This window comes from Methylobacterium sp. WSM2598, assembly GCF_000379105.1.
Taxonomy (GTDB): Bacteria; Pseudomonadota; Alphaproteobacteria; order Rhizobiales; family Beijerinckiaceae; genus Methylobacterium.
Map to the genome: position 1 here is coordinate 3884840 of NZ_KB900609.1, position 22882 is coordinate 3907721.

Consider the following 22882-nt stretch of genomic DNA (forward strand, 5'->3'; position numbering starts at 1 on the left):
GCTCAGAATGGGGCCAGCGACTTGCGGAAGATCGCGCGCAACTCGTCCTCGAAGCCGACGATGACCTGGTGCAGGAACAGCCGCCACTCCTCCCCCGTGAGCTGGGCGAGGTCGGTCTTGCCGATGCTGTCGAGGTAGGCGCCCGCGCGCTCCCCGGCCGCGTCCCGGGCCGCCTTCTCGAACTCGTCGAGTTCCGCCGTTGGCATGGTGTAGACTCCCTGCCCGAGCGCCCAGCACTCCGGGCTGTCGCATAGCCACATCACGGGTTTGCTCTGCGCGGGGGCGACGCCGTAGCCGTAGGCCCGGCGCCGGCACACCCCGCAGAGGACGGGCTCCCGGTCTCCCTTGATCCGCGCCACGGCGGCTGCCCCTCCCATCAGAACGGCATCTCCGCGGCGGCCGCCGCCCGCAGACCCTCGACGTAGGCGCGGTTGATGTTGCTCATCGCCGCGTGCGAGCCGCCCGCGTCCGGATGGTGCTCCCGGGCGAGGCGCCGGAAGGCGGCCTTCACCTCGTCCTCGTCGGCGCAGGGCGCCGTGCCGAGCACCTGCCACCACCGCGCATCCTCGCGCTCCGTGACGGGCCGGGGCGCGTAGGCGCGCACGCGCTCCAGCTCGGCGGGCGCGAAGCGGCGGCTCGCGACCTGGCTGAACTTGCCGTCCTTCCTCACCACGACGTGGCTCGGCCGGGCGATCTCCCCGTCCAGGATGCGCTCCAGGGCCTCGTCCACCGTCGCCGGCACGGGCTGGCGGCCACGCATGTCGCGCCACCATTTCTCGGCCTTGGCCCGCGCCACGCCACCGTGCTCGAAGCACACCCACTCGCTGTGGCCGACGAAGCCGCACTCGTACTCCACCCGCACGGTCGGCGGCGCGTCCGGGTCGAAGCGCTTCACGTGCCGAGCCGCGCTCATGCCGGTGACGGGCACCCACGGGTCCGGGGGCGGGGGCGGCGCGCCCTGCATGATCGGGCGCTCGGCGTCCGCCACCGCGTCGTGCTGCGGCCGCGGGCGCTCCCACTCGAATCCGCAGCCCGGCGCGGAGCAGGCGTACTCGTCGAGGCCGACCAGGGTGGAGCAGTTCGGGCAGACCTTGGCCCGGATCGTCTCGGGCTTCACGACGGCGTCGGCCCCGCCCCTCGGGGCGCCCGGGGCGGCATCGGGCGGCGTCAGCGCGTCGACCGGCCCGTGCCGCAGCACATTCTGCGCGAAGTCGAGCACCAGGCAGTTCGGCTTCTCGCTCTCGGCGATGGCCTGCCGGCGCTCGTCGGCGGTGGCGTTGTTCGGGTCGAAGCCGTCCGGGTAGACCGGCCGGGTGCCGCGCCCGCAGATCTGGACGTAGAGGCCCGTCGACAGGGTCGGGCGCAGCATGGCGATGAGGTCCACCCCGGGGGCGTCGAAGCCGGTGGTGAGCACCATGGCGTTGGTCAGGCAGCGGATGCGTCCCTCGCGGAACCGCGCGACCAGCCGGTCGCGCTCGGCCGGCGGCGTCTCGCCGGTCACCATCTCGGCCGCGACGCCCCGGCGGCGCAGCGCGTTGCGGACGTTCAGCGCGTGCTCCACCCCGGCGCAGAAGGCGAGCCAGGACTGCCGGTCCTGGCCAAGCGCCACGATCTCGTCGCAGGCGGCCTCGGTGACGTTGTCCCTGTCGACGGCCTCCTGCAGCTGGCCCTCCACGAACTCGCCGCCGCGCCGCGCGACGCCGGAGAGGTCGAAGCCGGTGAGCGTCGCCTTGGACACCAGGGGCGCGAGCCAGCCGTCCCGCACCGCGTCGCCGATGCCGTAGGTGTAGACGATGCGGTCGAAAAGCCGGTCCGGCCCCTGGTCAAGGCGCCCGCTGTCGAGCCGGTAGGGCGTGGCGGTGAAGCCGGCCACCCGCAGGTCCGGCACGCGGTGGCGCAGCTTCTCGATGAGGGTCCGGTACATGCCGTCGCCGGACTTCGGCACGAGATGGGCCTCGTCGATCAGCACTAGGTCGCGCGTCCCGAGCGAGTAGGCGTCGTGCCGGTAGACGGACTGGACGTTGGCGAACAGCACCTGGGCGTGCTGGTCGCGCCGGCCCAGGCCCGCCGAGTTGATGCCGATCGGCGCGCCCGGGCGCAGGCGCAGCAGCGCCTTCACGTTCTGCGCCACCAGCTCCTTCACGTGCACCAGCACCAGCACCCGCATGTCGGGCCACTCGGTGAGCACGAGGTCGATGACCTGGGCGATGCAGACCGACTTGCCGGTGTTGTGGTGAACTACGAAATCAGAGGTGAGATAGAGGTGATCTTGATCAAGTTCGAAACCGAAGAACTCATCTTCTCCGATGGGCTCCGCGGTAAAACCGGTCATCAGAACATTTTTCTTCTGTAGCCGCGGTGACGCCTGTTTGCGCTTGACGCGCGTTGGTATTCGATTGAGGTCTCCGGAAATGCACACCCGCCAGTAAGTTCCACCTCCACCGGTTTGGCAGGTTTTTGTGCAAGCCACGGACTTTGCGTAAAATCCGAGACTGCGCGCTACAAAGGCGACATCTGACGCTAAATGTTCTGATTTGGAGATGTAATCGAACGTTCCCGATTTGTCATAATGACCATCAGTGTCTAGAAGGCCAGCGAGCACTCCAAGCCGCACTTCGCGGGATCCGAGTTTGTATTCATCAGGTATGTGTTTGTCAGCTGCGCCCACGCGAGCAATCCCGATCGCAGAGAGTTGCGCCATCATCCTGTTCGGATTCATTCGATTGGCGGCATCGTCCGCAAAGTGAACATCCCATGCCTTGTTATTGGCTTTTCTCGCGACTCTGACGCGCAAACCAATGGTCTCCATGTGATCACAGATACCGTCTAAGACTTCTGGATCAGGACTCGTAAGCGACACTCCGTTGATCAGGGAACCATCGCCGAGCAGTACGCCAACAACCCATGCGGGAATTGATGGATCAGGACGAGACGGAAAATCCACCGCAGATCGACGTAATTTGTAAAGATGCTTGAAGTTATTGTTTGTAGCAATCCACGATCTCACCGTAATATTTGCTGTTCCTGTCTCGGGAGCGCAGCCTGTCCTGCACAGAGGAAGAATGTGACTGGCATTGACGATGAAGGGCTCTCCCTTGATCGGGGTGATCCGGTACATCTCCTCGCGCCCGCGACAGAGCCGCAGAACGCGGCGAGGACGGCTGTCAGGCCCCATCAGGAGGTCGCCTTGAGCGATATCCTCGACGGGCTTCAGGCCGCCATCAGCCATCATGATCAGCGTGCCGCGGGCATGGCAGCCGGTGGCGAGGTCGACGAGAGGGTTGCCGCCGCCGGCCCGCCAGTAGTCCAGCAGGGCCTGCACCGTCCGCACCTGGTAGATGCGCGACTGCATCGCGGTGCCGGCCGGCCGGCGCTCGAAGAGGTTGTCAGTCCCGGGCGTCACGGTTCAGCTCCTCGCCGCGCTTGGCCTCGTAGGCCGCCGCGATCCGCTCCTGCGTGCGCGGCGGCAGGTTCTCCAGGAGGCTCAGCGCGCTCGCCCGGCGCGCGCGGTTGAACGGGTCGCCGAGCGCGAGCCGGACCGGATAGGCCTCCAGCACCTTGGCGAGCACGCCCGACAGCAGCACCGCGTCCGTCCCGCGCGTGAAGGTGCCGACGATGCCGGGCCGGAAGACCGGCATGGAGCGGAAGTTCGGCACGGCCGCTACTCCGCCGCGAACAAGTCGGCCCGCGCGCCCTGGCGCTCGGCCTCGCCCAGGTACTTCACGGCTTGGGCGTAGTAGGACGCCTTCAGCTCCGTGCCGACGAACCTGCGGCCCTGCAGGAGGGACTGGTAGCCCTCCGAGCCGATGCCCATGAACGGCGAGTAGACCGTCTCGCCCGGGTTCGTGTACTGGCGGACCAGCCGCTCGGTGAGGTCGAGCGGCATCGGGCAGAGATGCTTCTCGGCCGCGTCGTCCCGCGCGAGCCTGACGTTCAGCACGTCGGTCTCGTCGGTGTCGTGCCAGATGCCCGAGGTCATCCAGATCGGCTGGGCCAGGTCCTGCCAGCTCTCCAGCGGGTGCCGCTCGGGATCGTGGAGCACCGGCGGCACGGCATCCATGCCGTCGGCCCACTTGCGGAACACCACGATGTACTCGGGCAGGCCGCCGCCGGTGCGCGCCGCGTCGGTGCGGAAGTTCTTGTAGAGGAGCCGGTCCGACTTCGTCTTCTGCATCTCCCGGACCGGGCAGCGGTCGATCGTGATGCGGCGATGAAAGGTCCAGCCCTCCTCGACGTGGGTGCGGATGCAGGCGCCGGTGAAGTCGCGGATGCCGCGGTCGCCCTTCTCGGAGGCGTTGGAGTAGTAGACCAGATCCTTGACGTGGATCGCGGTCAGCCGCCCAGGCTTGGTGACCCGGAACAGCTCGCGCACGAGATGCCGGTAGCAGGCCTGAAACTCGTCGTCCGAGCCGACATTGCCCATGTCGCGCTCGCTCTCGGAATAAATATATAATGAACTAAACGGAGGACTATAAACGGAAAAATCAATACTGTTATCCGGCATTTCTGCCGTAAATTCCACCGTGTCGCAGTTGTAAGCGGCGAAGCGCTGGCCGATGTGAGAGGCGAAGACGTTTGCGGTCACGGCATCATCCACGCGGGTAACCGCGCTCCCTGCTGAGGATCGTAGGTTTCGAGGATGCGGTGCTGGCGGGCCGCCCGCGCCATGGCGGCGGCCATCTCGGCCTTCATGCGGGAGTGGTCGCCGGATTTCCGGTTCACCACGTCCCAAATCGAGGCCTCGGTGTCGGCGCAGACCACATGCGCGTGCACGTCCCGGGTCTGCCGGAAGCGCCAGCAGCGGCGCACCGCCTGGTAAAAGCTCTCGTAGGAGAACGAGAGGCCCATGAAGGCCATGCGGGCGCAGTGCTGCCAGTTCAGCCCGAATCCGGCGATGCTCGGCTTGGTGATCAGGACGCGGATCTGACCGGCGGAGAATGCCGCCAGCCGCTCCTCCTTGACGTCGATGTGGTGCGAGCCCCGGACCTCGACGGCCTCGGGCAGCACCTCGCGCAGGGCGTCGGCATCATAGTCCGTCTCAACCCAGAGGAGCCAGGCCTCGCCCGGCTCGGCGCGCACCAGCTCGGCGACGCGACCCGCCCGCTCATCCTTCGTGAGGCGCTTCTCCTGGTGAATGGAGGTCGCCGAGGCTTTCGGGATCCGAAACAGCCGCCCCTGGCCGTCCTTCTCCGCGCCCGCGTCGCGGGCGCGGTCGGCCTGCACGACGTGGCGCCGCACCACCAGCTCGGGCATGGCGAAGCCGTCATCCGGGAATCCGAGGTCGGACGGCCGGGAGACGCAGCGGGCCCAGCTCGCTACCCAGTCCCAGAATGGGCGCATCGCGGGCTTCTTCAGCCGATAGCGGCCAGCGTTTGCTTGCTCCGCGATGAACCAGCGGGACAGCATCTCCGGCGGGCGCATCACGCCCAGGAATTCGCTGTGCTGGCCAAGCTCGGTGTGGTCGTTCGGGGCCGGCGTGGCGGTGCAGGCGAGCCGGTAGGGCGTGCCCGCGAAGGCCTCGACGAGCTTGCGCTTCGTCGCCCCGGTGAAGCTCTTGAGAATGCTGCTCTCGTCGAGGATGACGGCGGCGTAGTCCGCCGGGTCGAAGCGCTCCAGGCGCTCGTAGTTCGTGATTGCCACGCAGGCGCGCTCGGGCGCGGTGCCGAACCGGGAGAGCCGCGCGTCCACCCCGACGCGCCGCGCCTCCGCCGCGTGCTGCGACGCGACCGCGAGCGGGGCCAGCATCAGCACCGGCCGGTTGGTCCGGCGGGCCACCGCATCGCCCCAGGCGAGCGCCAGCGCCGTCTTGCCGAGGCCCGTGTCCAGGAACTGCGCCGTCCGCCCGACGCGCAGGGCGAACTCCAGGCAGTGCCGCTGGTGGTCGATCAGGCCGGGCAGCAGGTCACGGTCGCCGACGTCCGGGAAGCCGCAGGGCGGCGCCGCGACGTGCTTGGCGGCCACTAGGGCGCGGTAGCTGTCGAGGCTCACGGGCGCCATCCCGCGGCGCCGGCGCCGTCGGTCCAGAGGCTGCCGTCCGCGAGGCGGTAGGAGATCGTCTCCCCCTCCTCGTCCACGTCGAGCTGCTCGCCGGGCACGAGGTCCGGCACGTAGCGGTGCGAGGGGCAGCCGCGGCGCTGCTCATCCGGCGTCAGGTTCAGGTCGTAGCGAGCGCAGTGCCAGCGTCCGGCGTCGCCCTCGTCCACAACGGGCGTCGCGTGCAGGCAGGTCCGGCAGTTCACCCGGGCCCAGGCGCCCTCGTGGCAGACCTTGCGGGCCGGGCACCAGCCGCAGGCGTAAGCCTCCCTCGCGCTCGGGTCCGCGTGCAGCTTCGCGGGCGGGCGCTCGGCGCGGACGATCCGCTCCGCCCGGGCGACGAGCTGCAGGGCGGCCGCGGCGTCGTAGCGGACTCGCTCCGCGTAGAGCTGATCGTCGTTCTTGTTCACCGCCACGTAGAGGGCGCGGGTCAGGCTCGTGAAGTGCATGTAGAACTGCATCTGGGCGAAGTGGCCGGGCTTCGACTTCGCCACACCGTCCTTCAGCAGCTCGCGGAAACTCTTGTCGTTGTGAGTCTTGCACTCCAGGACGTGCGTCGTTCTCGGCGCGTCCGGAACCCGCTCGACCTTGCCGTCCAGGTGCCCGCGCAGGTGGCCGCCGAGCGACCACACCGCGAACTGCCGGCCGGTGCGCCAGTCGTTGGCGGAGACGATCATGCCGGCCCGCTCCAGGTCGGCGATGAGGCGCGACTCCTCCAGGTGCCCGGTCTCGAACAGCCGGATGCGCCGACCGTCGAGCGCTTCGGGGTCGTAGGCCTTGCGCCAGCCGTACCAGAGCGCGCGGTCGCACTCGGTGCCGAACTGCGACATCCCGAGGTAGCCGCGATCCTCGTCGCGACGCGCGTGCACCAGAGCGCCGTAGACGGCCGACACGGTCGGCGATTCGACGGGAGGCAGCTCAGCCATGACGGCGTGCCTCCGCCGCCACGGCGTCGTTCGCGCAGGGTGCCGCGAGCCACTCCCGCCCGCCCTCGAAGCCGCAGCACAGGCGGCGTACCGACGCGGGCCGGTCGCCGTAGATCTCCACCACCGCGGCCGTCGAGCCGCAGAAGCGGCAGGGTTGCAGTCCCGCGGGCCGCGGGCAAAGCTCCGCCCCGCGCTCGATGCTCACCATCGTGCGTCTCCGTGTCGTCAGCGATGCGGGAGGAGCGGCCGGCTCCTGGCTTCCCTTCCGAGCGCCGGCCGCTCCGGCTTCGTCAGGCCGCGCGATTGCCCCAGGGCCGGCCACCGTTGCCGGCGGGGCGCTGCGTCGCCGCGGCGTCGCCGTTCTGGGTCTGCCTCGCCGTCGAGGTGTTGGCCTGGGGCGGGGCCTTGCCGGGCGGCGGCGCACCGCCGGCGAGCGCGCCGAACTTCTTCAGCTCGTTCCGCGGGCCGTATCCGGGGTCGTTCTTCACGGTCACGCGCACCCGCATCGGCTTGTAGTGAAGCACCTCGCTGTCGGTGAGGTGGCCCGCGTGGCCGGCCGCGTCGCAGATCTGCTTGATCTGCTCGTGGGCGATGCGCTGCGCCGTCGCATTGGCGTTCTTGTAGTTCAGGTTGAGCCAGAGCTTACGGTTGGCGTTCGCCCCGTCCATCACCTCGAAGGTGAGCTTCAGGATCAGGCCGTTGCCGGTCTTAGCCTCGACCACGTCGCTGTCCGTGATCTGCACCATGTACTCGCCGGCCGGGAGGGGCTCGAAGTCCCCGCGCTCCGGAACGATGTTGTCGACGTCGATGCTCTCGCCAAGATTGGCCATCTCGCGTGTCTCCTTCTGCGAACGGGGATGATCAGGCCGCGTCGGCGGCCGGCGCCTGCTCGGCCGCACCCGGCAGGTATTTGGCGAGTTCGGCGTAGCCCCTGCCCGGCTGGAACATGATCTTCTCGGGCATGCCGAACCGGTTCTTGGCGACGAAAGCCGGCCGGCCCTCGGTGTAGATCCAGCGCTGCCCGCCGCCGTCGGCCTGGGCCCGCTTCTTCCCGAAGCCCTGGTCCTCGGACTTGATGGAGGCGTCCTGCTTCACGAGCAGGATGGCATCGACCTCGTCCTTGACGATGCCGCTCGCCCGCTGGTGCAGGCGCAGGTCGTAACGCGAGTAGCTGGCGGTCTGCGGATCGTCGAAGCGGTCGATCGCCGAGTGCGCGAGCAGCACGACCGTCATGCCGTGGTCGGTGCGCAGGGCGTTGAGCCCGTCGAGGAAATCGCGCCAGAGGTAGTCCGCCTCCTTGTAGCCCTTGCCGTAACCGGGCGCCTCGATCGAGCGCCACTGGTGCAGCTCGCACACCCGCCCCCAGACGAGCGGCTCCAGGCGGTCCAGGCCGTCGACCACGACGGTGCGGAAGCCGTGCTCCTCCTGGTAGAGTGCGGCGATGGCCTCCATGACCTGCTCGAACGAGGTGAGCACCCCGAAGCTGTCGATGGAGACGCCGGACGGCGTGCCGTCCTCGACCTGGATGAACACCGCCTCCGGGAACTCGGCGGCGAGCGAGGTCTTGCCGATACCCTCCGGGCCGTAGATCAGGATGCGCGGGGCGCTCTCGTTGGTGCGCCTGCGCAGTGTCTTGAGGCTGATCGCCATGACGTCCTCTGTCTGCGCCTGCTCCAGGAAAATCCGGGGCGACCGGAGCGGAGACCAGGCATTGCGGACCTGAGCCGGAGGTCAGTCCGGCACTCCGGTCGCCCTCGGTGAAGCGGTGAGGGGTTGGCCGGGGGCCGCCACGCCCCCGGCCGTCGCCACGCCCCCGACCCGGTCCGGATCGAAGAGCGAGCCCGCGGGCAGGAGCCGCTCGGCGCCGTAGAGCGCGAGCAGGGCGGCCTCGGCCCGGTTGTGATCTTTCTTGCGCGCGAAGCTCTTCGCGGCCTGGGGGAAGCGGCGCAGCGCGAGCGCGCGGCCGGCCTCCTTCCCGTCCTCCCCGCCGCGCAGGCGGAAGTGGCCCTTCCAGGCTTGCGGTTTCACGAGGTGCAGCGGCACTTCCAACAGCAGGGCGACGGTGCGCGCCGTGGCGTAGGATTGGCCGAAACTGAAGGCCTGCCGCACGCCGTCGCGCGGCATCGGACCCACCTCCTCGAGCACAATCCCGTCCGGGCGCGGGCCGTCCTTGATGATGCCGGCGAGCGCGGCAGCGTCGACGGTCTTGTGCACCTGGGGCATGTCCCAGACGGACAGCGAGAAGAAGCCCTCGCGTAGGCCGAGCAGCGCGATCGCCCCGGTGAGGCCGGGATCAATCCCGTAGAGGAGGATCTCCCGCGCCATCAGACAGCTCCCCGATCCAGGGAGCGATCTTCAGTGCGAGCCAGCCCGAGGCCGCCATGATCAGCGTCGCCAGCCACGTTCGCGGGCGGTACGCGAACGGCCTGCCGGCAGGCTTCGAGACGGGCGAGGTGGGCACGGTACGCACGGGCAGCGTCCTCTTGGATGCGGGCATCGATGGCTACCTGTCGGAGGCGGTCCATCTCCGCGGCCTCGATCCGCCGCGCCTCTCCGTTCCATATCCCGCGCACTCGCCGATCGCCGAGCCCGGTCAGCTGCGCGACCCGCGCGAGCGCGGCTTTCACGTTCTCGCCGAGCCGTACCGGGCCGGCGATCAGCTCGACGAGCTGCCGCGCCTCGGCCTGGGCGCTCATGCTATCCTCCGGGGCCTCGGGAGATCCTCCCGAGAGCTTGGGTGAGAATCCCGACACCTTGGGTCGCTCCTGTGGTCATTTCCCTGGGTGTCGGGAGGGACCACATGATGAGCAGGGCCGGAGGACTTGCGGTGTCCCGAACGGACGAGGTCGAGGACGCGCGACCAGGGCGTGGCAGCCGGGCAGGTCGCGTGGGCAGGATCGCCAACGACAACGGCCCTGGCAGGCCGAAGGTCGACGGCGATGTACGGCGCGGACGCGTCACTCGCGTCCGCTTCAACGAACACTTGGTCGCCGCGCTCCAACGCGGCGAGGATGTCGAGGAAGTCAGGCTGCGCGGCGCAGCGAACGATGACTGCCAGAGCGTCCGCCAACACCTGCGCAAGTTCCTGATGGTGCTGTACGGCATCGTCGATGCCGTGGCAGGACTGGTTCGGCGGTAGGCTGACCTGTAGCCGGGCGGCGAGGATCTCGGTTCCGCGCGCGACCTGCCCGGCATGCGAGGCCGCGGCGTGCAGCCGGGCGACGAGCGTGTCGAGCGCCGTCGGCGTCAGGTCCTGAGCCGAAGAAGCGTCACCCACCCGTCGTGCGTCAGGAACTGGCGGCGACCGTCCGCCGTGATCCGATAGTGCAGTTTCCGGAAGGGCGGATGCATAATGGCCGGTCGCCGAGGGTTGGCGCGAGTGGACGGCGGTGTTCGGGTGCCCGGCGAGCGACAGGTCAGGAAGCTCGCCGGGCACCGCTGCGCGCCCGGGTCCGCACTGGGTAGGGCGACGGGCCGACCCGGGCGCTCCGTCGGCTGGGCCAGGATTGCTGGACCGACGGATCTGAATGGTTGTGGTCGTTGTCATGCGGCGGCCCCCGCTTCGGCGGCACATGACGTGATCGCGGCCGTAGCGGGCACGAAATCGACGGCCGTGACCGCGCCGTTCGTAATCCGCTGGATCTCGGCCGCGACGGCGATCGACGGCATCGCGTCACCGTTCTTGACGCGGGTAATGAACGAGGGGTCTCGCCCGACCTGGCTTGCCAGCCACGCCGCGGACTTACCGTTCGCTTTGAGCCAGTCTGAGAGCTTCATGCCGGGAATGTGCATGACATACATAGTGCATGTCAAGCACGAATGTGCATCGCCAAGCGTAGCCTTCGCCGGGCCAATGGCGACACTAGCGCATGCCTCCCGTTCCTAAGCCCAAGCGCGAGCGTCGCCCGATTTTCCTTCGCCAGTGGCGGAAGCATCGAGGCTACTCGTTGGCCCAGGTCGGGGCCGAAGTTGGCATGACGGGGCCCAATCTGGGTCGTATCGAGAAGGGTGAAGTCCCCTACTCGCAAGACCTGCTTGAGATGCTCGCTGAATTTTATAACTGCGAAATCTCTGATCTTCTCATCCGAGACCCAAGCGACCCGGAAGGGATTTGGTCGATCTGGGAACAGGCCAAGCCGGCAGAGCGCGAGCAGATTGTGAAAGTGGCCAAGGCGCTCGTCACTTCGTCCGAGAATGGGCCTCAGACGCCTACGCCGCGTGCTCCTCAATCCCAAGCGCAATCGCAGCGTATTTCGGCAAAGAACCGGCCCGCGAAAGCAGGTTGATCTTCCCGGTTTCGCCAGTTCTCATGTCACCAGCCCATCTGTATGCGACAACGCCGTCCCTGCGTGGCGCCAAATATTCCATTCGTGCTTTTGCTTCACGGGGGCAGTGGAAGTGCAACGGATCGTCGGCCACAAATTCCCCGTTTGAATTCAGGCGGTAACTCTGCACCACGAACCGTGTCAACGTTGGCATGGGCGTTCCCGTTGCGGGGACTCGGGGTCAACAATCGTGAACAAAGCAAGAACATTCCCGGCGAGCAACGGAAATTTCTGCCGACGTTCGGCGGGCTGTGGACAGCTGTGGACAACGCGTTCGGCGAAAATGTGCATGAGACGCATTTTCTCGATTGACGACCTTTCATGCATGTGATGCATTATACCCATCGCCCCTCGCGATGGAGCACCCCAATGCGCACTGCCCCTCTTTCCGCCTCTCGCCTGAACTCGCGGACCACGGACGACGGCTTTCTGATCCTGCCGCGGGAGGACGACGATGTGGGCGAGGCGCCCGGGACCTCCGCGATCCTGCTAGGCTACGTCCTGTCGGCGATCTCGGGCTCGGCCGTCACGGCGTTCATCCTGCTGGCGGTGCTGTGATGCTGCATCACCGCACTGACGAGGCGTGGCGCGCCAAGAGCCGCCAGGTCGGGATGGTAGTTGATCCCGACGTCGCGCCCTCCTCGTCCGCCATCCTGATCGCCCTGCGCTGGGCATTCGCAGCCGCGACCATCGTCGTCGCACTGGCCTACGCGCTGCAGGCGCTCGGCCTGGTCGAGGCCGCGTGAGATGGCGGCCGAGGCAGCGCCCCGCTGGTCCGGGCCAGTGCTGAAGCGCCTCGCCAAGCTGTGGCGCGACGGCATGAGCGGAGGCGACATCGCCACCGCGCTCACCATCCAGTTTGGCACGCGACGCACGCGTGCGGCCGTCCTCGGGCAGGTGCGGCGCCTGGGCCTGATGGGTCAGCGCGCCGAGGTCTCGACCGCCAGGGCGGAGCAGCGACCGTCACTTACCCCGCCCGTACCAATGGCGGAGGCGCCGGTCTCCTCACCAGAGCCGGCGCGGCCGTACCGCCTGGGTGAGATCCCGCCGCTCGGATGCCGCTGGCCGGTGACGGCCGACAAGGTGCGGCCGGACCAGCACCGGTTCTGCGGCGAGATCTGCGCGGACGGCAAGTCGTACTGCGCGGAGCACTGCCGCCGCGCCTTCGTGGACCCGCGAGAACGGGCCGAGAAGCTGAGGCTACGGGAGATGCAGAGGAAGTTCGATGCGTTCCAACCTGATCGACCTCTCCGTGCACCTGCATCTCGTGACCGACATCTGCATCTCGCTCGATGACGTGCCGGCGGCGCTCGCCGGCGGCGGGATCTCACCATGAACGCCCCGATGCGTTTAAGTGCGCTCGCTCAGCAGGCGCAGGACGGAGAAACGGCCTCGCTCCGGGACGGGCGGACTTGCCTGGAGTGCGGCGTGGCCTACGAGACCATCTCGCGCCATTCGAGCTTCTGTTCGACCGGGTGTCGGAACGACTGGAACAACCGCCGCTTGCAGCGCGGCGCCGAGATTTACGACCTGTGGATGGCGTTCCGCTTCCAGCGGCCGCTCGCCCGCGCCCTCAATCTCCTCTCCTGCCTCAACCGCCTCGCCCACCTCTACCGCCAGGAGGACCGCGCGGAGCGGGCCGGGCGGGCGTCGTGGCGCGCACCGGAGGCGGTGCTGGCGAGCCGGCCGTACCTGCGGGCGGTGCGGCTGGTGCAGCGGCGGAGGACCTGACCGGTGCCACGGATGCGCCCCACGCCGCACGAGCTGCTCAACGGTCGCCGCGCGGCACCGCCTACGCCGCCGCCTGTTCGCTTCCGCGTCGACCCGGACTACGCGCCCATCGAGAAGGTGGCGCGTAAGCTCTGCCTCACGCCAGCACAGTTCCGCGAAGCTGCCCCGCGCCTCTACGCCCGCGGCTTCCCGGCGCCCGACGAGACCACGGGCATGTACGACCTCGAGGCGATCGACCGCTGGCGCAAGCGCCAGCGCCCCGACCTCTACCCCGAATTGACCCTCGCCCCGACTCAGCCCGAGATCTCCCCGCCGAAGAGGAGTCTGGGGGAGCGGTTTGTCGAGGCCGAGAAACGCAGCCGGCATGGTTGACCTGCCCCGCTACGTGAAGGTGCGCACGAAGCCGTCCGGGCGCGTGTTCTACTACTACGAGCGCTACCGCTCGACGCCCCGCGAGTGGCCGCGCCTGCCCCTCCCCTTCGGCCCGCAGTCACCCGAGTTCTGGCTCCGCTGCCGGCAGTACGCGGAGCTCGACGCGCAGCGCACCGACGCGGGCTGGAGCTGGGTGTGGGTCGCGCCGACGCATCGCCGCTACCCGCTGCCGGATCCGCGGGCCGAGGGCGGCGTGGAGGCCTTCTGGGCAGCGCTCGATGCCGCGGCCGCGCGAGAGGCGCGCGGTGACGCCGCCGAGCGCAAGACCTTCGGGGCGCTCATCGACCAGTACGAGGCGCACGCCGCCTACCGGAAGCTCGCGGAGAAAACGAGGGCCGCGTACGCCAAACACCTGCGCACGATTCGCGAGCGGTGGGGCGGCGATCCCGTGGCGGACCTGACCACCGTGGATGCCCAGGCCGCGATCGACAGCCTGCAGGCGACACCCACGTCGGCGATCTACTTCCGGGCCGTCCTCTCCGTCCTGGTGGCGTTCGGCGTCCCACGGGGCTTCTGCGCGACCAACGTCGTCGAGGCCACCGAGAAGGTCGACCACGAGGCCGATCCGCACAAGCCGTGGCCGGACTGGGCCTTCGAGGTATTCTTCGAGCACGCGCGTCCGGGGCTGCACCTGCCGGTCTTCTCGGCGGTCTACACCGGCCAGCGCTCAATCGACGTCGTGCCGATGCGCCGCCCGGCAGCGGGCGCCAACGCCATCGAGATGATCGCGCGCAAGACCGGGGCGCAGGTCTACGTGCCGATTCACTCCGAGTACCGGGAAATCCTGAGCCGGACGCACGTCGACCACCCGGCGCTGCACCTTCGCGAGGACGGCGAGCCGTGGACGGTCGCGGCCTATCGCACGGCCTGGCAGCGCGACTTCACCGGCATCAACGCGAAGGGCCAGCGGTCGACGGACTCATCCGCCAAGAGGGCGGCCATGGCGCGGCTGCGCGACGCCGGGATCGTGTTCCACGGCCTGCGCAAGAACGCCGTGAACATGCTCCTGGAGACCGGCTGCACGGAGGCCGAGGTGTCCGCGATCGTCGAGATGAGCGAGCAGATGGTGCGGCACTACGGGCGCGACGTGAACAAGCGGCGCCTCGCCGCGAACGCCATGAGGAAGCTGGAAGAGGGGTGGACGGAGGCCCGCCGGAACCTGTTCGGCTCCGGCATCAAGCCGGGCGAAGCGAGGTGAGTTTGGCAACCGGGGGTGCAAATTTGGCAACCGGAACGCCAGTCGAGCGCTCCAAATTTCTAGATTTTACAGCAAGATCAGAAGGTTAGTGGTGCCGCAAGAGGGATTCGAACCCCCGACCCTCTCATTACGAATGAGATGCTCTACCAGCTGAGCTATTGCGGCGAGGCAGGCGGGCGAGAGATCCGCCGCCGGCAGGGCGACCTCATACGCGGGTGCGTCGGGCTTGGCAAGCCGGGTGACGGCAGACGAGGTCTCGGCCCGGAGCCGCCCGCGGGTCTTGCGCCGCGGCATGGGGAATGCTTCACGGAGGGGCCACCCCTTGCCGCGCCGCACGCCGATGCCCCTAATGCCCCGCCTCCTCGCCTACGCCGCCGACATGTTCGGGGCGCCCAAGCCCCAGGACGGCGCGGCGGTGAGCGAGGAGCACCTCGCCGCGGCGGCCCTGCTCGTCCACGTGGCGCGGGTCGACGGAACGCTCGCGGCCGTCGAGCGCGACCGCCTCGCCCGGCTGCTGGTCGGCCGCTTCGCCGGGAGCCAGCAGGAGGCCGAGGCGCTGATCGCGCGGGCGATCGACGTGGACGACGAGACCCGCGACTTCGCCGACCTCGTCGCGATGACCGGGCGCGACGCGTCCGAGACGGAGCGGCGCAACCTTCTCGGCATGGCCTGGGCGGTCGCCGCGGCCGACGGGCAGGTGCACGAATTCGAGGACGACCTCGTCTGGCGCCTCGGCCAGCTCCTCGGCTTCGACGAGGCGGCCATCGCGGGCGCCCGCGCGGTCGCCCTGGCCGCCCTCCCGGCCGGCCGGACCGGCGCGCCGCCCGGGGCCGGCGCGTGAGCGCTGCGCCCGGTCGCGCGCCGGACAGGAAACCGGTCCTGATCGTCCTGCACCAGGAACTCTCGACCCCCGGGCGGGTCGGGCGCCTCCTGCAGGAGCGCGGCCATCCCCTCGACGTCCGCCGGCCGCGCTACGGCGATCCGCTGCCCCCCACCCTCGCCGCGCATGCCGGCGCGGTGATCTTCGGCGGCCCGATGAGCGCCAACGACCCCGACGCGTTCCTGCGCCGCGAGATCGACTGGATCGCCGTGCCGCTCGCCGAGCGGAAGCCGTATCTGGGCCTCTGCCTCGGCGCGCAGATGCTGGCGAAGTGCTGCGGCGCCAGCGTCCAAGCCCACCCGGAGGGCCGGGCCGAGATCGGCTACTACCCGCTCGTCCCGACCGAGGCCGGGCGCGGCTTCGCGCGGGAGATCGGGCAGGCGTGGCCCTCCCACGTCTATCACTGGCACCGCGAGGGCTTCACCTGCCCGGCGGGNGCCGAGATGCTGGCGACCGGGGACGACTTCCCCACCCAGGCGATCCGGGTCGGGCCGGCGGCCTTCGGGCTGCAATTCCACCCGGAGGTCACCCACGCCATGCTCTGCCGCTGGACCGTGCGGGCCGCCGAGCGCCTCGCCCTGCCCGGCGCCCAGGATCGCGTCCGCCAGATCGAGGGCCGCTACATGCACGATCCCCAGGTGGCCCGCTGGCTCGACTGCTTCCTGGACCATTGGCTTGCGCTCGGCAACGGAGCCTCGTCCGCATGATCGTCAGCCTCAGTCTTCTCCTGCTCTGCCAGCTCTTCGGCGAGATCCTGGCGCGCGGCCTCGCCCTCCCGCTCCCGGGGCCGGTGATCGGCATGGCGCTCCTGCTCGGGGCGATGGCCCTGCGCGACCGCCATCCCGGCGGTCTGCCCAAGCCCCTCGTCGACGGCACCCTCGAGAGCACCAGCAAGGGCCTCCTCGGCAACCTGTCCCTGCTGTTCGTGCCGGCGGGGGTCGGCGTGGTCGGGCGGCTCGACGTGCTGCGGGCGCAGGGTCCCGCCCTCGCGGTCACCCTGGTGGTCTCGACCCTCGCGGCGCTCGTCGCGACCGCCGTGACCTTCGCCTGGATCTCGCGAAGAGTCGGCCGATGAGCCAGGATTTCGCCCTCTGGGTCTTCCTCGCCCATTCCCCGCTGCTCTGGCTCACCGTCACCCTGGTCGCCTACGTGGTGGCGGACCGGGTCTCGCTCGCGACGAACCGCCATCCCCTCGCCAACCCGGTGCTGCACGCGATCTGGATGATCGGGCTCGTGCTCTTCGCCACCGGCACGCCCTACCCGGTCTACTTCGAGGGGGCGCAGTTCGTGCACTTCCTGCTCGGGCCCGCCACCGTCGCCCTCGCCATCCCGCTCTACGAGCACCGGGCGACGGTGCTGCGGGCGCTGGGGCCGATGCTGGCGGCCCTGGCGATCGGCTCCCTCGTCGCCGTCTCCACCGCCCTCGCCATCGCCCGGCTGCTCAAGGTGCCGGACGACGTGCTGCTGTCGCTCGCCCCCAAATCCGTCACCGCGAGCGTCGCCATGGGCATCACCCAGGCCCTCGGCGGCGACCCGACCCTCACGGCCGTGCTCGTCATCCTCACGGGCATCATCGGGGCGGTGCTGGTCACGCCCGTGTTCGACCGGCTCGGCCTCACCGATTGGCGCGCGCGCGGCTTCGCGGCGGGGCTCGCCGCCCACGGCATCGGCACCGCCCGGGCCTTCCAGGTCAGCGATGTCGCCGGCACCTTCGCGGGGATCGCCATGGGGCTCAACGCCCTGCTCACCGCCGTGATCGTGCCGATGGCGCTCTCGCTGATGCAATGACATCCGGCCGGGCCCCCTGTGGGGCCGGCATGCCCCTGCGCGGCCGAGCGGGCCCGCGCGGGGCGGGCCCGCACGGGGGGGGGCCGCTCCTACTGGGCCGCCATCACCTCGCGCAGGCCGCGCGGCTCGAAGACGCCGTCCTCCCGCGCCGTCATGGCGAGGCGCCGCTGGTGGAAGGCTTCGAGGGTGGAGCGGTGGCCGATCGACACCAGGGTCGTGCCCGGGAGTTCCTGGCGCAGCATCCGGTAGAGCGCGGCCTCGGTCGGCTCGTCGAGGGCCGCCGTCGCCTCGTCGAGGAAGAGCCAGTCGGGCCGGGCGAGCAGCGCCCGGGCGATGGCGAGCCGCTGCTGCTCGCCGAGCGACAGGGTCTGGGCCCAGGGCGCCTCCTCGTCGAGGCGCGCGACGAGGTGCGGGAGCCGCGCCGCCTCCAGGGCCGCGCGGATCGCCGCGTCGCCGTGGCGCTCCGTGGCGTCCGGGTAGGTGGTGGCCTGCCGCAATGTCCCCATCGGCAGGTAGGGGCGCTGGGGCAGCAGCATCAGGCTCGCGCCCGCGGGCGTGCGCACCGTCCCCTCCCCGAAGGGCCAGATGCCCGCGAGCGCCCGGAACAGGGTCGACTTGCCCGACCCCGACGGACCGGTGAGCAGCACCGTCTCGCCCGCCCGCAGGGCGAGGTCCGGGACGGAGGCGATGCGCCGCCCGTCCGGCAGGCCGAGGGAGAGGCCGCGCACCTCCAGGGCGTCGCCCGCGCCCGGCGCCACCGCGAGCCGGCTCTCCGCCTGCAGGGCCAGCGCCCGGTCCATCGCCGCGTCGAAGCTCGTGAGACGGTCGACCTGGGCCTTGTAGTCGGCCAGCGTGACGTAGAACGTGATGAAGAACGACATCGTGTTCTCGACCCGCGCGAAGGCGCCGGCCGTCTGCGTCATCATGCCGAGCGGGATCTGCCCGGTGAAGTAGTAGGGCGCGACCAGTATGTAGGGAATGACGACGTTGACCTGCTGGTAGCTGACCGTGAAGGCCGAGAGCTTCTTGCGGCGGTCGACGATGGCGTAGAAGTTGGCGATGAGGGCGCCGAAGCGGTCGCGCAGGGAGGCCCGCTCGGCCGGCCCGCCCGACAGGAGCGCCACCTGCTCGCCGTACTCGCGCAGCCGGGCCAGGGAGAAGCGGAAATCCGCCTCGCGGCGCTGCTGCTCGAAATTCAGCGCGATCAGCGGCCGGCCGATCCGGTGGGTCAGCCACGTCACCAGGCCCGAATAGATCAGCGCACCCCAGACCAGGAAGCCGGGCACGTGCCACTCCGTCCCCGGCACCTTGAAGGCCGCCGAGATGGTCCACAGGATCACCGAGAACGAGACCAGGTTCGACACCGCCGACAGGAAGCTGATGGTGATCGTCTGCGTCGTCTGGGTGAACTGGTCGATGTCGTCCGCGATGCGCTGGTCGGGGTTGTCGGCCCGGGCGCCGGCGAAACCCATCCGGTAGTGGACGTTGTGGCCGAGCCAGCGGTCGACGTAGTGGCGCGTCATCCAGGCCCGCCAGCGGATCCGCAGGAACGACTGGATCACGTACTGGATGATCGCGCTGGCCACGTAGATCGCGGCCCAGAAGCAGAACACCGAGAACAGCAGCGCCCAGAACGCCACCGCGTCCTTGTTCTGGATCGCGTTGAACCAGTCGCGGTTGAAATAGGAGAGTCGCACGTTGATCGCGACCTGGGCGAACTCGATCCCGATCACCAGGGCGGCCATGGTGACGGCGACCCACCGCTCCTGCACCCGGAAGGTTCCGAATGGCCAGATGCGGATCTGCGTCTCCTCGCGCGTGACGAAATATGGGTAAGCGAGACGCCAGATCTGCAGGAGGCCCTGCTTGAGTCCGTGCATGCGTGTCTCCCGGGCGGCGCGGCGGCGCGCGCCTGGTGTTCATGTCGCCCGGGCCGCCGCGCCGCAAGGGGGGGGCCCGCGACCGATCCGCCGGCCCGCCCGCGCGGGATCGCGGCGAGGCCGGGGCATCCTGGCCGCGGCCAGGATGCCCCGGCCTCGCCGCAATCGCGGGAGAAGAACGCCGGGTGGCGGTTCCGGCGGGACCGCCGCGCCCCATCCCTGGACCACACGGACACCATGCCGGGCCTTTCGATCCTGAACGTCGACGCCGTGCGCGCCGCCCCGCTCGCGCGCGAGCCCTACTCCTACATCCTCGGCCAGGGCGTCCTGCGGCCCGAGGCGGTCGAGGAGCTGCGGCGGGATTTCCCCGACATCGCCAAGCCCGGCTACCTCACGGTCGACGAGGTGCAGCTCAAGGGGCGCTTCAAGGACCTGATCGAGGAGCTGGAGAGCGACGAATTCTCGGCCGTGATGAGCGAGAAGTTCGGCCTCGACCTCGTCGCCTGCCCGCGCCTCACCACGATCATGAAGCGCTCGCAGCCGAAATACGGGGCGATCCACACCGACGGCCCCTCCAAGGTGATGACGCTCCTCGTCTACATGAACGACGCCTGGGAGGCGCCGGCGGGCGGGCGGCTGCGGGTGCTCTACGACGGGCAGAAGTTCGAGCCCTACGCCGTCGAGGTGCCGCCCACGATGGGCACGCTCTTCGCCTTCCTGCGCGCCGACAATTCCTGGCACGGCCACCACCCCTTCGAGGGCGAGCGGCGGGTGGTGCAGGTCGCCTGGGTGCGCGACGCCGCCGAGCTGGAGCGCAAGAGGAAGCGCAACCGCACGGCCCAGTTCCTGAAGGGCATCTTCGGGCGCTGACCCGCCCGGGGCCGGGGCGCCGCGTCCACCGGGGACGCGCCGCGACGGCCGCACCGCGACAAGCACGCCGCGACAACTGGCAGGATTCGCGCCGCGCGCGACTCAAGGGACATTGTCCGGGGATGCCGCGTCCGGGGAATCGGGCGGGGTTCGGGAAGGGGGCGGGGCGTGACCAGGGGGCAGCGCAGCGGGTGGGCGGCGGCGGCGGCACTCGCGGCCCTCGCGGGGGCGTGGGTGGCGGGTGCGGGCGGCCGGGCCGCGGCGCAATCCGACCTCGAGGGCCCGGTCGCCGAGGAGCCGGTCCTGTCGAAGCCCTACCGCTCCACGGTGCCGCAATTCCGGCGGCCCTGGAAGGAGCCGCCCCGCGAGGCGCCGCCGCCCGCACCCCCGGCGACCACCTCCGCCGCCCCGCCCCCGGCGCCCCCCGCCGAGGCGCCCGCCGCCCGGCCGGCCCGGGTGATCCCGCTGCCCTCGCGGGAGACCGCCGCCGCGGCGGCGCCCCCGCCCCGCGCGGACGAGGACGAGGGGGAGGAGACGCCGAAGCCGGACGCCACCTACGTGGGCGTCTGGGGACCCACCGCGGCGGCCTGCTCGATGCGGCAGGCCCGCCGCCTCGGCTACCTGCCGGCGGTGATCCGCGACGACGGCGCGCGGGCGGGCAAGACCTCCTGCGTCTTCCGCGACATGAAGCGGGCCGGCAATTCCTGGACGATGGCGGCGAGCTGCCGCAACGCGCGCCAGCGCTGGACCTCGCACGTGCGCCTGTCGGTCGACGGCAACCGCCTCACGTGGTCGAGCGAGCGCGGCGCCTCGGTCTACGTGCGCTGCTCGCGGGCGTGACGGGGCGGGACGGCCGCCGTCCGGCCTTGACGGGCTTCGCCCCGCGGTGGTGGAACGGGGCGACCGACGAGCCCCGCATGGACCGCGCAGCCCCCTCCCCTCACCCCCTCGCGCCCCGCCCCGCCGTGCGGGGGGTGCCGGGACGGCGCCGATGAGCGGCAAGCTGGTCGCCGTCGCCAACATGAAGGGCGGCGTCGGCAAGACCACGACCGTCGTCATGCTCGCCGACGCCCTCGCGGCGAGCGGGGCCAGCGTGCTCGTGGTCGATCTCGACCCGCAGGCCTCGGCCTCGATCTGCTTCGCGGGCGACGAGATCCTGGCCGACCTGATCCGGGAGGGCCGCACCCTCGACCATTATCTCGGCCTGCGCATCGTCGACCGCGACCGGGCGGTGCTGCCCGACTTCGTCCGCGCCGCCATCAGCACCACGACCCATCTGGGCGAGCCCCTCGCCGTCTCGCTGCTCCCCTCGGGGCCGGACCTGCGCATCGTCGAGCGCGAGATCATCTACGCGCTCACCACCCGCAAGTTCTCGATGCACGCGATCGAGAGCCACCTGTGGAAGCTGTTCCACGAGGATTTCGCCCCGCTGCGCGACCGCTACGACTACGTGCTGTTCGACTGCGCGCCCGGCATCTCACCGATGACCGAGGTGGCGATCCGCGCCTCCGACCTCGTGATCGTCGCCTGCATTCCCGACTTCCTGTCGACCTACGGGCTCAAGGGCTTCTACCGGATGATCTGGGGGACGCCGGGCGGCCCGGAGAGCATGCTGACCCCCCGGCGCCTTCCGCACGTCCTGGTCACGCGCCTGCAGCAGAACGTGAAGCAGCACCAGACGACCCTGCGCTCCCTGACCGAGGGGGCGACGGCCGAGAACCCGGTCTTCCGCCTGTTCGCCACCCGCGTTCCGCAATCCGCCGCGCTCGCCAACGCCCTCACGCGGCAGTACACGACCTACCGCAACAAGTATCACGACACTTATCACGACTTGATCGGCGGCACGATCGCGCCCCTGATGACCGAGGTGAAGGAGGTGCTGCATGGCGCTTGAGATCGACGGGCTCGCGATCCTGTGCGCGATCGCCGAGACGCCGCAGGCCTTCCCGGCGATCCGGCACGACGTCGCCAAGGCGGCCCAGGCCCTGGTGGTCAGGCAGCTCAAGGCCAAGGACATGACGGTCGACGGCCTTCGCCGGGTGCAGGCGGCGCTCGGCCCGCAGCCCCTCGCCCTCCTGGTCGACGGCCTCACCGATGCCGAGGTCAAGACCCTCGTCACCCGCTTCGACAAGCACGGCGCGGCGCTCAAGGCCGGCGGCGCGGTCGAGCTCCGCCGGCGCCTCCTGGCGCTCGCGGGCGGCGCCGCGCCCGAGGCGAAGCCGGTCAAGGTTGCGGCCAAGGACGCGGCCAAGGACGCGGCCAAGGACGCTGCGAAGGCGCCGGCCAAGACCATTGCCAAGCGGCCCGCCAGGGCGCCGGCCAGGGCATCGGCCGGCCCCGCCCGGGATGCCTCGCCCCCCGCGCCGGAGCCCGCCACGCCGCGCCCGCCCGCCGGACACGCCCTCGACTCCGCCGCGATGGCGGCGGTGCCGCCCCGCCGCCGCCGTTCCCCCGCGTCGTAGGACGGGGCCGAGCATCTGGCGCCCGACGTGCTGCGGCCGAGGTCGGGAGGGCGGCGCGCGGCCGTCGGGCCGGTGCCCGGCGCCGGAGGGGACGCCAAGGGAACGCGGCAATGGGGAACGCGGCAATGGGGAACGCGGCAATGGGGAACGCGGCAATGGGGAGCGCGGCAATGGGGAGCGCGGCAATGGGGGCCCTGTGGGCGGTCTCCGCCACCGCGTGTTGGGCGCAGGGCAGCGTCGGGGCGCCGACCCCGACCGGAATCCCACCGACGGGCACCAAGTCTCTCGGCAAGGCCGGCCGCAAGGCCGCCTGCCGCGGCCGGCCGATCCCGCGCGGGTGAGGCGCCGCGGCCCCCG

The 22882-nt window shown here is 70.3% G+C and carries 30 protein-coding genes, 1 tRNA gene and 1 pseudogene; 17 read left to right on the forward strand and 15 right to left on the reverse strand.

All coding sequences use genetic code 11. The annotated features are described in order from the left end of the window. Positions 1–2 precede the first annotated feature (2 nt). From MET2598_RS42205 to MET2598_RS41325, 12 genes and pseudogenes are all read right to left on the reverse strand, one after another. A complete protein-coding gene (locus MET2598_RS42205; RefSeq protein WP_018261904.1) occupies positions 3–377 on the reverse strand; it encodes a DUF6511 domain-containing protein in 375 nt (124 codons plus the stop codon). Beyond that, positions 377–2332 (reverse strand): DEAD/DEAH box helicase family protein, encoded by a 1956-nt coding sequence (locus MET2598_RS42890; protein ID WP_018261905.1) that lies wholly within the window; start codon positions 2330–2332, stop codon positions 377–379. The genes MET2598_RS42205 and MET2598_RS42890 overlap by 1 nt, the downstream gene beginning before the upstream one ends. An 84-nt stretch (positions 2333–2416) precedes the next feature. After that, positions 2417–3352 (reverse strand): annotated as a pseudogene (locus MET2598_RS43795) (Hint domain-containing homing endonuclease); the annotation flags it as partial. Between the two features lie 34 nt (positions 3353–3386). Then, positions 3387–3656, reverse strand: a complete 270-nt coding sequence (locus MET2598_RS0118605) for a hypothetical protein (protein WP_018261906.1) — start codon at positions 3654–3656, stop codon at positions 3387–3389. 5 nt (positions 3657–3661) lie between these two features. Further along, positions 3662–4597: a DNA-methyltransferase gene (locus MET2598_RS0118610; RefSeq protein WP_330218351.1), complete on the reverse strand. Its 936-nt coding sequence runs from the start codon at positions 4595–4597 to the stop codon at positions 3662–3664. After that, positions 4582–5997, reverse strand: a complete 1416-nt coding sequence (locus MET2598_RS0118615; protein ID WP_018261908.1) for a helicase-related protein — start codon at positions 5995–5997, stop codon at positions 4582–4584. Before MET2598_RS0118615 ends, MET2598_RS0118610 begins: the two co-directional genes overlap by 16 nt. Continuing rightward, entirely contained in the window at positions 5985–6959 is a 975-nt protein-coding gene (locus tag MET2598_RS0118620) for a PD-(D/E)XK nuclease family protein (protein WP_018261909.1), read from the reverse strand. The genes MET2598_RS0118615 and MET2598_RS0118620 overlap by 13 nt, the downstream gene beginning before the upstream one ends. Then, on the reverse strand, positions 6952–7167 hold the full coding sequence (locus tag MET2598_RS0118625; RefSeq protein WP_018261910.1) for a hypothetical protein: 216 nt from the start codon (positions 7165–7167) through the stop codon (positions 6952–6954). Before MET2598_RS0118625 ends, MET2598_RS0118620 begins: the two co-directional genes overlap by 8 nt. A gap of 82 nt (positions 7168–7249) precedes the next feature. Next, positions 7250–7789, reverse strand: a complete 540-nt coding sequence (locus tag MET2598_RS0118630; protein WP_018261911.1) for a DUF669 domain-containing protein — start codon at positions 7787–7789, stop codon at positions 7250–7252. 31 nt (positions 7790–7820) lie between these two features. Further along, positions 7821–8609, reverse strand: a complete 789-nt coding sequence (locus tag MET2598_RS0118635; protein WP_018261912.1) for an ATP-binding protein — start codon at positions 8607–8609, stop codon at positions 7821–7823. Between the two features lie 81 nt (positions 8610–8690). Then, on the reverse strand, positions 8691–9284 hold the full coding sequence (locus MET2598_RS38180) for a hypothetical protein (RefSeq protein WP_018261913.1): 594 nt from the start codon (positions 9282–9284) through the stop codon (positions 8691–8693). Further along, on the reverse strand, positions 9284–9655 hold the full coding sequence (locus MET2598_RS41325) for a hypothetical protein (protein WP_157182206.1): 372 nt from the start codon (positions 9653–9655) through the stop codon (positions 9284–9286). The genes MET2598_RS38180 and MET2598_RS41325 overlap by 1 nt, the downstream gene beginning before the upstream one ends. Positions 9656–9759: 104 nt before the next feature. Here MET2598_RS41325 and MET2598_RS0118650 point away from each other — a divergent pair, with 104 nt between their 5' ends. After that, positions 9760–10098: a hypothetical protein gene (locus tag MET2598_RS0118650; protein WP_018261915.1), complete on the forward strand. Its 339-nt coding sequence runs from the start codon at positions 9760–9762 to the stop codon at positions 10096–10098. 404 nt (positions 10099–10502) lie between these two features. Here the strand turns inward: MET2598_RS0118650 and MET2598_RS0118655 are convergent, their stop codons facing one another. Continuing rightward, positions 10503–10760, reverse strand: coding sequence for a helix-turn-helix transcriptional regulator (locus MET2598_RS0118655; protein ID WP_018261916.1), 258 nt, complete (start codon positions 10758–10760; stop codon positions 10503–10505). A 68-nt stretch (positions 10761–10828) separates the two neighbouring features. On the opposite strand from MET2598_RS0118655, the gene MET2598_RS39465 reads away from it, so the two are divergent. The 8 genes from MET2598_RS39465 (at position 10829) to MET2598_RS0118685 (ending at position 14645) form a co-directional block, all read left to right on the forward strand. Then, positions 10829–11245 carry a helix-turn-helix domain-containing protein gene (locus MET2598_RS39465; protein ID WP_084673874.1) on the forward strand — a complete coding sequence of 139 codons (417 nt, stop codon included), beginning with the start codon at positions 10829–10831 and terminating at the stop codon, positions 11243–11245. Between the two features lie 186 nt (positions 11246–11431). Further along, on the forward strand, positions 11432–11596 hold the full coding sequence (locus MET2598_RS41330) for a hypothetical protein (protein ID WP_157182208.1): 165 nt from the start codon (positions 11432–11434) through the stop codon (positions 11594–11596). A 57-nt stretch (positions 11597–11653) separates the two neighbouring features. Then, a complete protein-coding gene (locus MET2598_RS0118660) occupies positions 11654–11842 on the forward strand; it encodes a hypothetical protein (protein WP_018261917.1) in 189 nt (62 codons plus the stop codon). Then, positions 11842–12030 (forward strand): hypothetical protein, encoded by a 189-nt coding sequence (locus tag MET2598_RS0118665; RefSeq protein ID WP_018261918.1) that lies wholly within the window; start codon positions 11842–11844, stop codon positions 12028–12030. Before MET2598_RS0118660 ends, MET2598_RS0118665 begins: the two co-directional genes overlap by 1 nt. A 1-nt stretch (position 12031) precedes the next feature. Next, positions 12032–12580, forward strand: a complete 549-nt coding sequence (locus MET2598_RS39470) for a GcrA family cell cycle regulator (protein WP_084673875.1) — start codon at positions 12032–12034, stop codon at positions 12578–12580. A 36-nt stretch (positions 12581–12616) separates the two neighbouring features. Next, entirely contained in the window at positions 12617–13015 is a 399-nt protein-coding gene (locus tag MET2598_RS0118675; protein ID WP_157182209.1) for a transcriptional regulator, read from the forward strand. A 12-nt stretch (positions 13016–13027) separates the two neighbouring features. Next, complete coding sequence (locus tag MET2598_RS0118680; RefSeq protein WP_018261921.1) at positions 13028–13387, forward strand: hypothetical protein; 360 nt, start codon at positions 13028–13030, stop codon at positions 13385–13387. After that, the gene (locus MET2598_RS0118685; RefSeq protein ID WP_018261922.1) at positions 13380–14645 is read left to right on the forward strand and encodes an integrase; all 1266 of its coding nucleotides are present in this window, start codon (positions 13380–13382) and stop codon (positions 14643–14645) included. The genes MET2598_RS0118680 and MET2598_RS0118685 overlap by 8 nt, the downstream gene beginning before the upstream one ends. 89 nt (positions 14646–14734) lie before the next feature. Here MET2598_RS0118685 and MET2598_RS0118690 read toward each other — a convergent pair. Further along, positions 14735–14810 (reverse strand) — tRNA-Thr (locus MET2598_RS0118690). 175 nt (positions 14811–14985) lie between these two features. On the opposite strand from MET2598_RS0118690, the gene MET2598_RS0118695 reads away from it, so the two are divergent. The 4 genes from MET2598_RS0118695 (at position 14986) to MET2598_RS0118710 (ending at position 17313) form a co-directional block, all read left to right on the forward strand. Further along, positions 14986–15486, forward strand: a complete 501-nt coding sequence (locus tag MET2598_RS0118695; RefSeq protein ID WP_036270901.1) for a tellurite resistance TerB family protein — start codon at positions 14986–14988, stop codon at positions 15484–15486. After that, on the forward strand, positions 15483–16232 hold the full coding sequence (locus tag MET2598_RS0118700) for a glutamine amidotransferase (RefSeq protein ID WP_012331748.1): 750 nt from the start codon (positions 15483–15485) through the stop codon (positions 16230–16232). The genes MET2598_RS0118695 and MET2598_RS0118700 overlap by 4 nt, the downstream gene beginning before the upstream one ends. After that, complete coding sequence (locus tag MET2598_RS0118705) at positions 16229–16600, forward strand: CidA/LrgA family protein (RefSeq protein ID WP_012331747.1); 372 nt, start codon at positions 16229–16231, stop codon at positions 16598–16600. The genes MET2598_RS0118700 and MET2598_RS0118705 overlap by 4 nt, the downstream gene beginning before the upstream one ends. Next, positions 16597–17313, forward strand: a complete 717-nt coding sequence (locus MET2598_RS0118710; RefSeq protein ID WP_012331746.1) for an LrgB family protein — start codon at positions 16597–16599, stop codon at positions 17311–17313. The genes MET2598_RS0118705 and MET2598_RS0118710 overlap by 4 nt, the downstream gene beginning before the upstream one ends. 89 nt (positions 17314–17402) lie before the next feature. Here MET2598_RS0118710 and MET2598_RS0118715 read toward each other — a convergent pair whose 3' ends face one another. Continuing rightward, a complete protein-coding gene (locus MET2598_RS0118715; RefSeq protein ID WP_018261924.1) occupies positions 17403–19193 on the reverse strand; it encodes an ABC transporter ATP-binding protein/permease in 1791 nt (596 codons plus the stop codon). Between the two features lie 237 nt (positions 19194–19430). Between MET2598_RS0118715 and MET2598_RS0118720 the strand changes: the two genes are divergently transcribed. From MET2598_RS0118720 to MET2598_RS0118735, 4 genes are all read left to right on the forward strand, one after another. Continuing rightward, positions 19431–20063: a 2OG-Fe(II) oxygenase family protein gene (locus MET2598_RS0118720; RefSeq protein WP_012331744.1), complete on the forward strand. Its 633-nt coding sequence runs from the start codon at positions 19431–19433 to the stop codon at positions 20061–20063. Positions 20064–20231: 168 nt separating this feature from the next. Next, positions 20232–20903: a hypothetical protein gene (locus MET2598_RS0118725; protein WP_026190813.1), complete on the forward strand. Its 672-nt coding sequence runs from the start codon at positions 20232–20234 to the stop codon at positions 20901–20903. A 151-nt stretch (positions 20904–21054) separates the two neighbouring features. Continuing rightward, positions 21055–21957 (forward strand): ParA family protein, encoded by a 903-nt coding sequence (locus tag MET2598_RS0118730; protein WP_018261925.1) that lies wholly within the window; start codon positions 21055–21057, stop codon positions 21955–21957. Continuing rightward, on the forward strand, positions 21947–22525 hold the full coding sequence (locus MET2598_RS0118735; RefSeq protein ID WP_018261926.1) for a hypothetical protein: 579 nt from the start codon (positions 21947–21949) through the stop codon (positions 22523–22525). The genes MET2598_RS0118730 and MET2598_RS0118735 overlap by 11 nt, the downstream gene beginning before the upstream one ends. The last annotated feature ends 357 nt before the right edge of the window (positions 22526–22882 follow it).

Coding starts and splice junctions, on each gene's coding strand:
- MET2598_RS42205 (WP_018261904.1), bottom strand. CDS start 377: ATGGGAGGGGCAGCCGCCGTGGCGCGGATCAAGGGAGACCGGGAGCCC.
- MET2598_RS42890 (WP_018261905.1), bottom strand. CDS start 2,332: ATGACCGGTTTTACCGCGGAGCCCATCGGAGAAGATGAGTTCTTCGGT.
- MET2598_RS0118615 (WP_018261908.1), bottom strand. CDS start 5,997: ATGGCGCCCGTGAGCCTCGACAGCTACCGCGCCCTAGTGGCCGCCAAG.
- MET2598_RS0118620 (WP_018261909.1), bottom strand. CDS start 6,959: ATGGCTGAGCTGCCTCCCGTCGAATCGCCGACCGTGTCGGCCGTCTAC.
- MET2598_RS0118625 (WP_018261910.1), bottom strand. CDS start 7,167: ATGGTGAGCATCGAGCGCGGGGCGGAGCTTTGCCCGCGGCCCGCGGGA.
- MET2598_RS0118630 (WP_018261911.1), bottom strand. CDS start 7,789: ATGGCCAATCTTGGCGAGAGCATCGACGTCGACAACATCGTTCCGGAG.
- MET2598_RS0118635 (WP_018261912.1), bottom strand. CDS start 8,609: ATGGCGATCAGCCTCAAGACACTGCGCAGGCGCACCAACGAGAGCGCC.
- MET2598_RS38180 (WP_018261913.1), bottom strand. CDS start 9,284: ATGGCGCGGGAGATCCTCCTCTACGGGATTGATCCCGGCCTCACCGGG.
- MET2598_RS41325 (WP_157182206.1), bottom strand. CDS start 9,655: ATGAGCGCCCAGGCCGAGGCGCGGCAGCTCGTCGAGCTGATCGCCGGC.
- MET2598_RS0118650 (WP_018261915.1), top strand. CDS start 9,760: ATGATGAGCAGGGCCGGAGGACTTGCGGTGTCCCGAACGGACGAGGTC.
- MET2598_RS0118655 (WP_018261916.1), bottom strand. CDS start 10,760: ATGTATGTCATGCACATTCCCGGCATGAAGCTCTCAGACTGGCTCAAA.
- MET2598_RS39465 (WP_084673874.1), top strand. CDS start 10,829: ATGCCTCCCGTTCCTAAGCCCAAGCGCGAGCGTCGCCCGATTTTCCTT.
- MET2598_RS0118660 (WP_018261917.1), top strand. CDS start 11,654: ATGCGCACTGCCCCTCTTTCCGCCTCTCGCCTGAACTCGCGGACCACG.
- MET2598_RS0118665 (WP_018261918.1), top strand. CDS start 11,842: ATGCTGCATCACCGCACTGACGAGGCGTGGCGCGCCAAGAGCCGCCAG.
- MET2598_RS39470 (WP_084673875.1), top strand. CDS start 12,032: ATGGCGGCCGAGGCAGCGCCCCGCTGGTCCGGGCCAGTGCTGAAGCGC.
- MET2598_RS0118675 (WP_157182209.1), top strand. CDS start 12,617: ATGAACGCCCCGATGCGTTTAAGTGCGCTCGCTCAGCAGGCGCAGGAC.
- MET2598_RS0118680 (WP_018261921.1), top strand. CDS start 13,028: ATGCGCCCCACGCCGCACGAGCTGCTCAACGGTCGCCGCGCGGCACCG.
- MET2598_RS0118685 (WP_018261922.1), top strand. CDS start 13,380: ATGGTTGACCTGCCCCGCTACGTGAAGGTGCGCACGAAGCCGTCCGGG.
- MET2598_RS0118695 (WP_036270901.1), top strand. CDS start 14,986: ATGCCCCTAATGCCCCGCCTCCTCGCCTACGCCGCCGACATGTTCGGG.
- MET2598_RS0118705 (WP_012331747.1), top strand. CDS start 16,229: ATGATCGTCAGCCTCAGTCTTCTCCTGCTCTGCCAGCTCTTCGGCGAG.
- MET2598_RS0118710 (WP_012331746.1), top strand. CDS start 16,597: ATGAGCCAGGATTTCGCCCTCTGGGTCTTCCTCGCCCATTCCCCGCTG.
- MET2598_RS0118715 (WP_018261924.1), bottom strand. CDS start 19,193: ATGCACGGACTCAAGCAGGGCCTCCTGCAGATCTGGCGTCTCGCTTAC.
- MET2598_RS0118720 (WP_012331744.1), top strand. CDS start 19,431: ATGCCGGGCCTTTCGATCCTGAACGTCGACGCCGTGCGCGCCGCCCCG.
- MET2598_RS0118730 (WP_018261925.1), top strand. CDS start 21,055: ATGAGCGGCAAGCTGGTCGCCGTCGCCAACATGAAGGGCGGCGTCGGC.
- MET2598_RS0118735 (WP_018261926.1), top strand. CDS start 21,947: ATGGCGCTTGAGATCGACGGGCTCGCGATCCTGTGCGCGATCGCCGAG.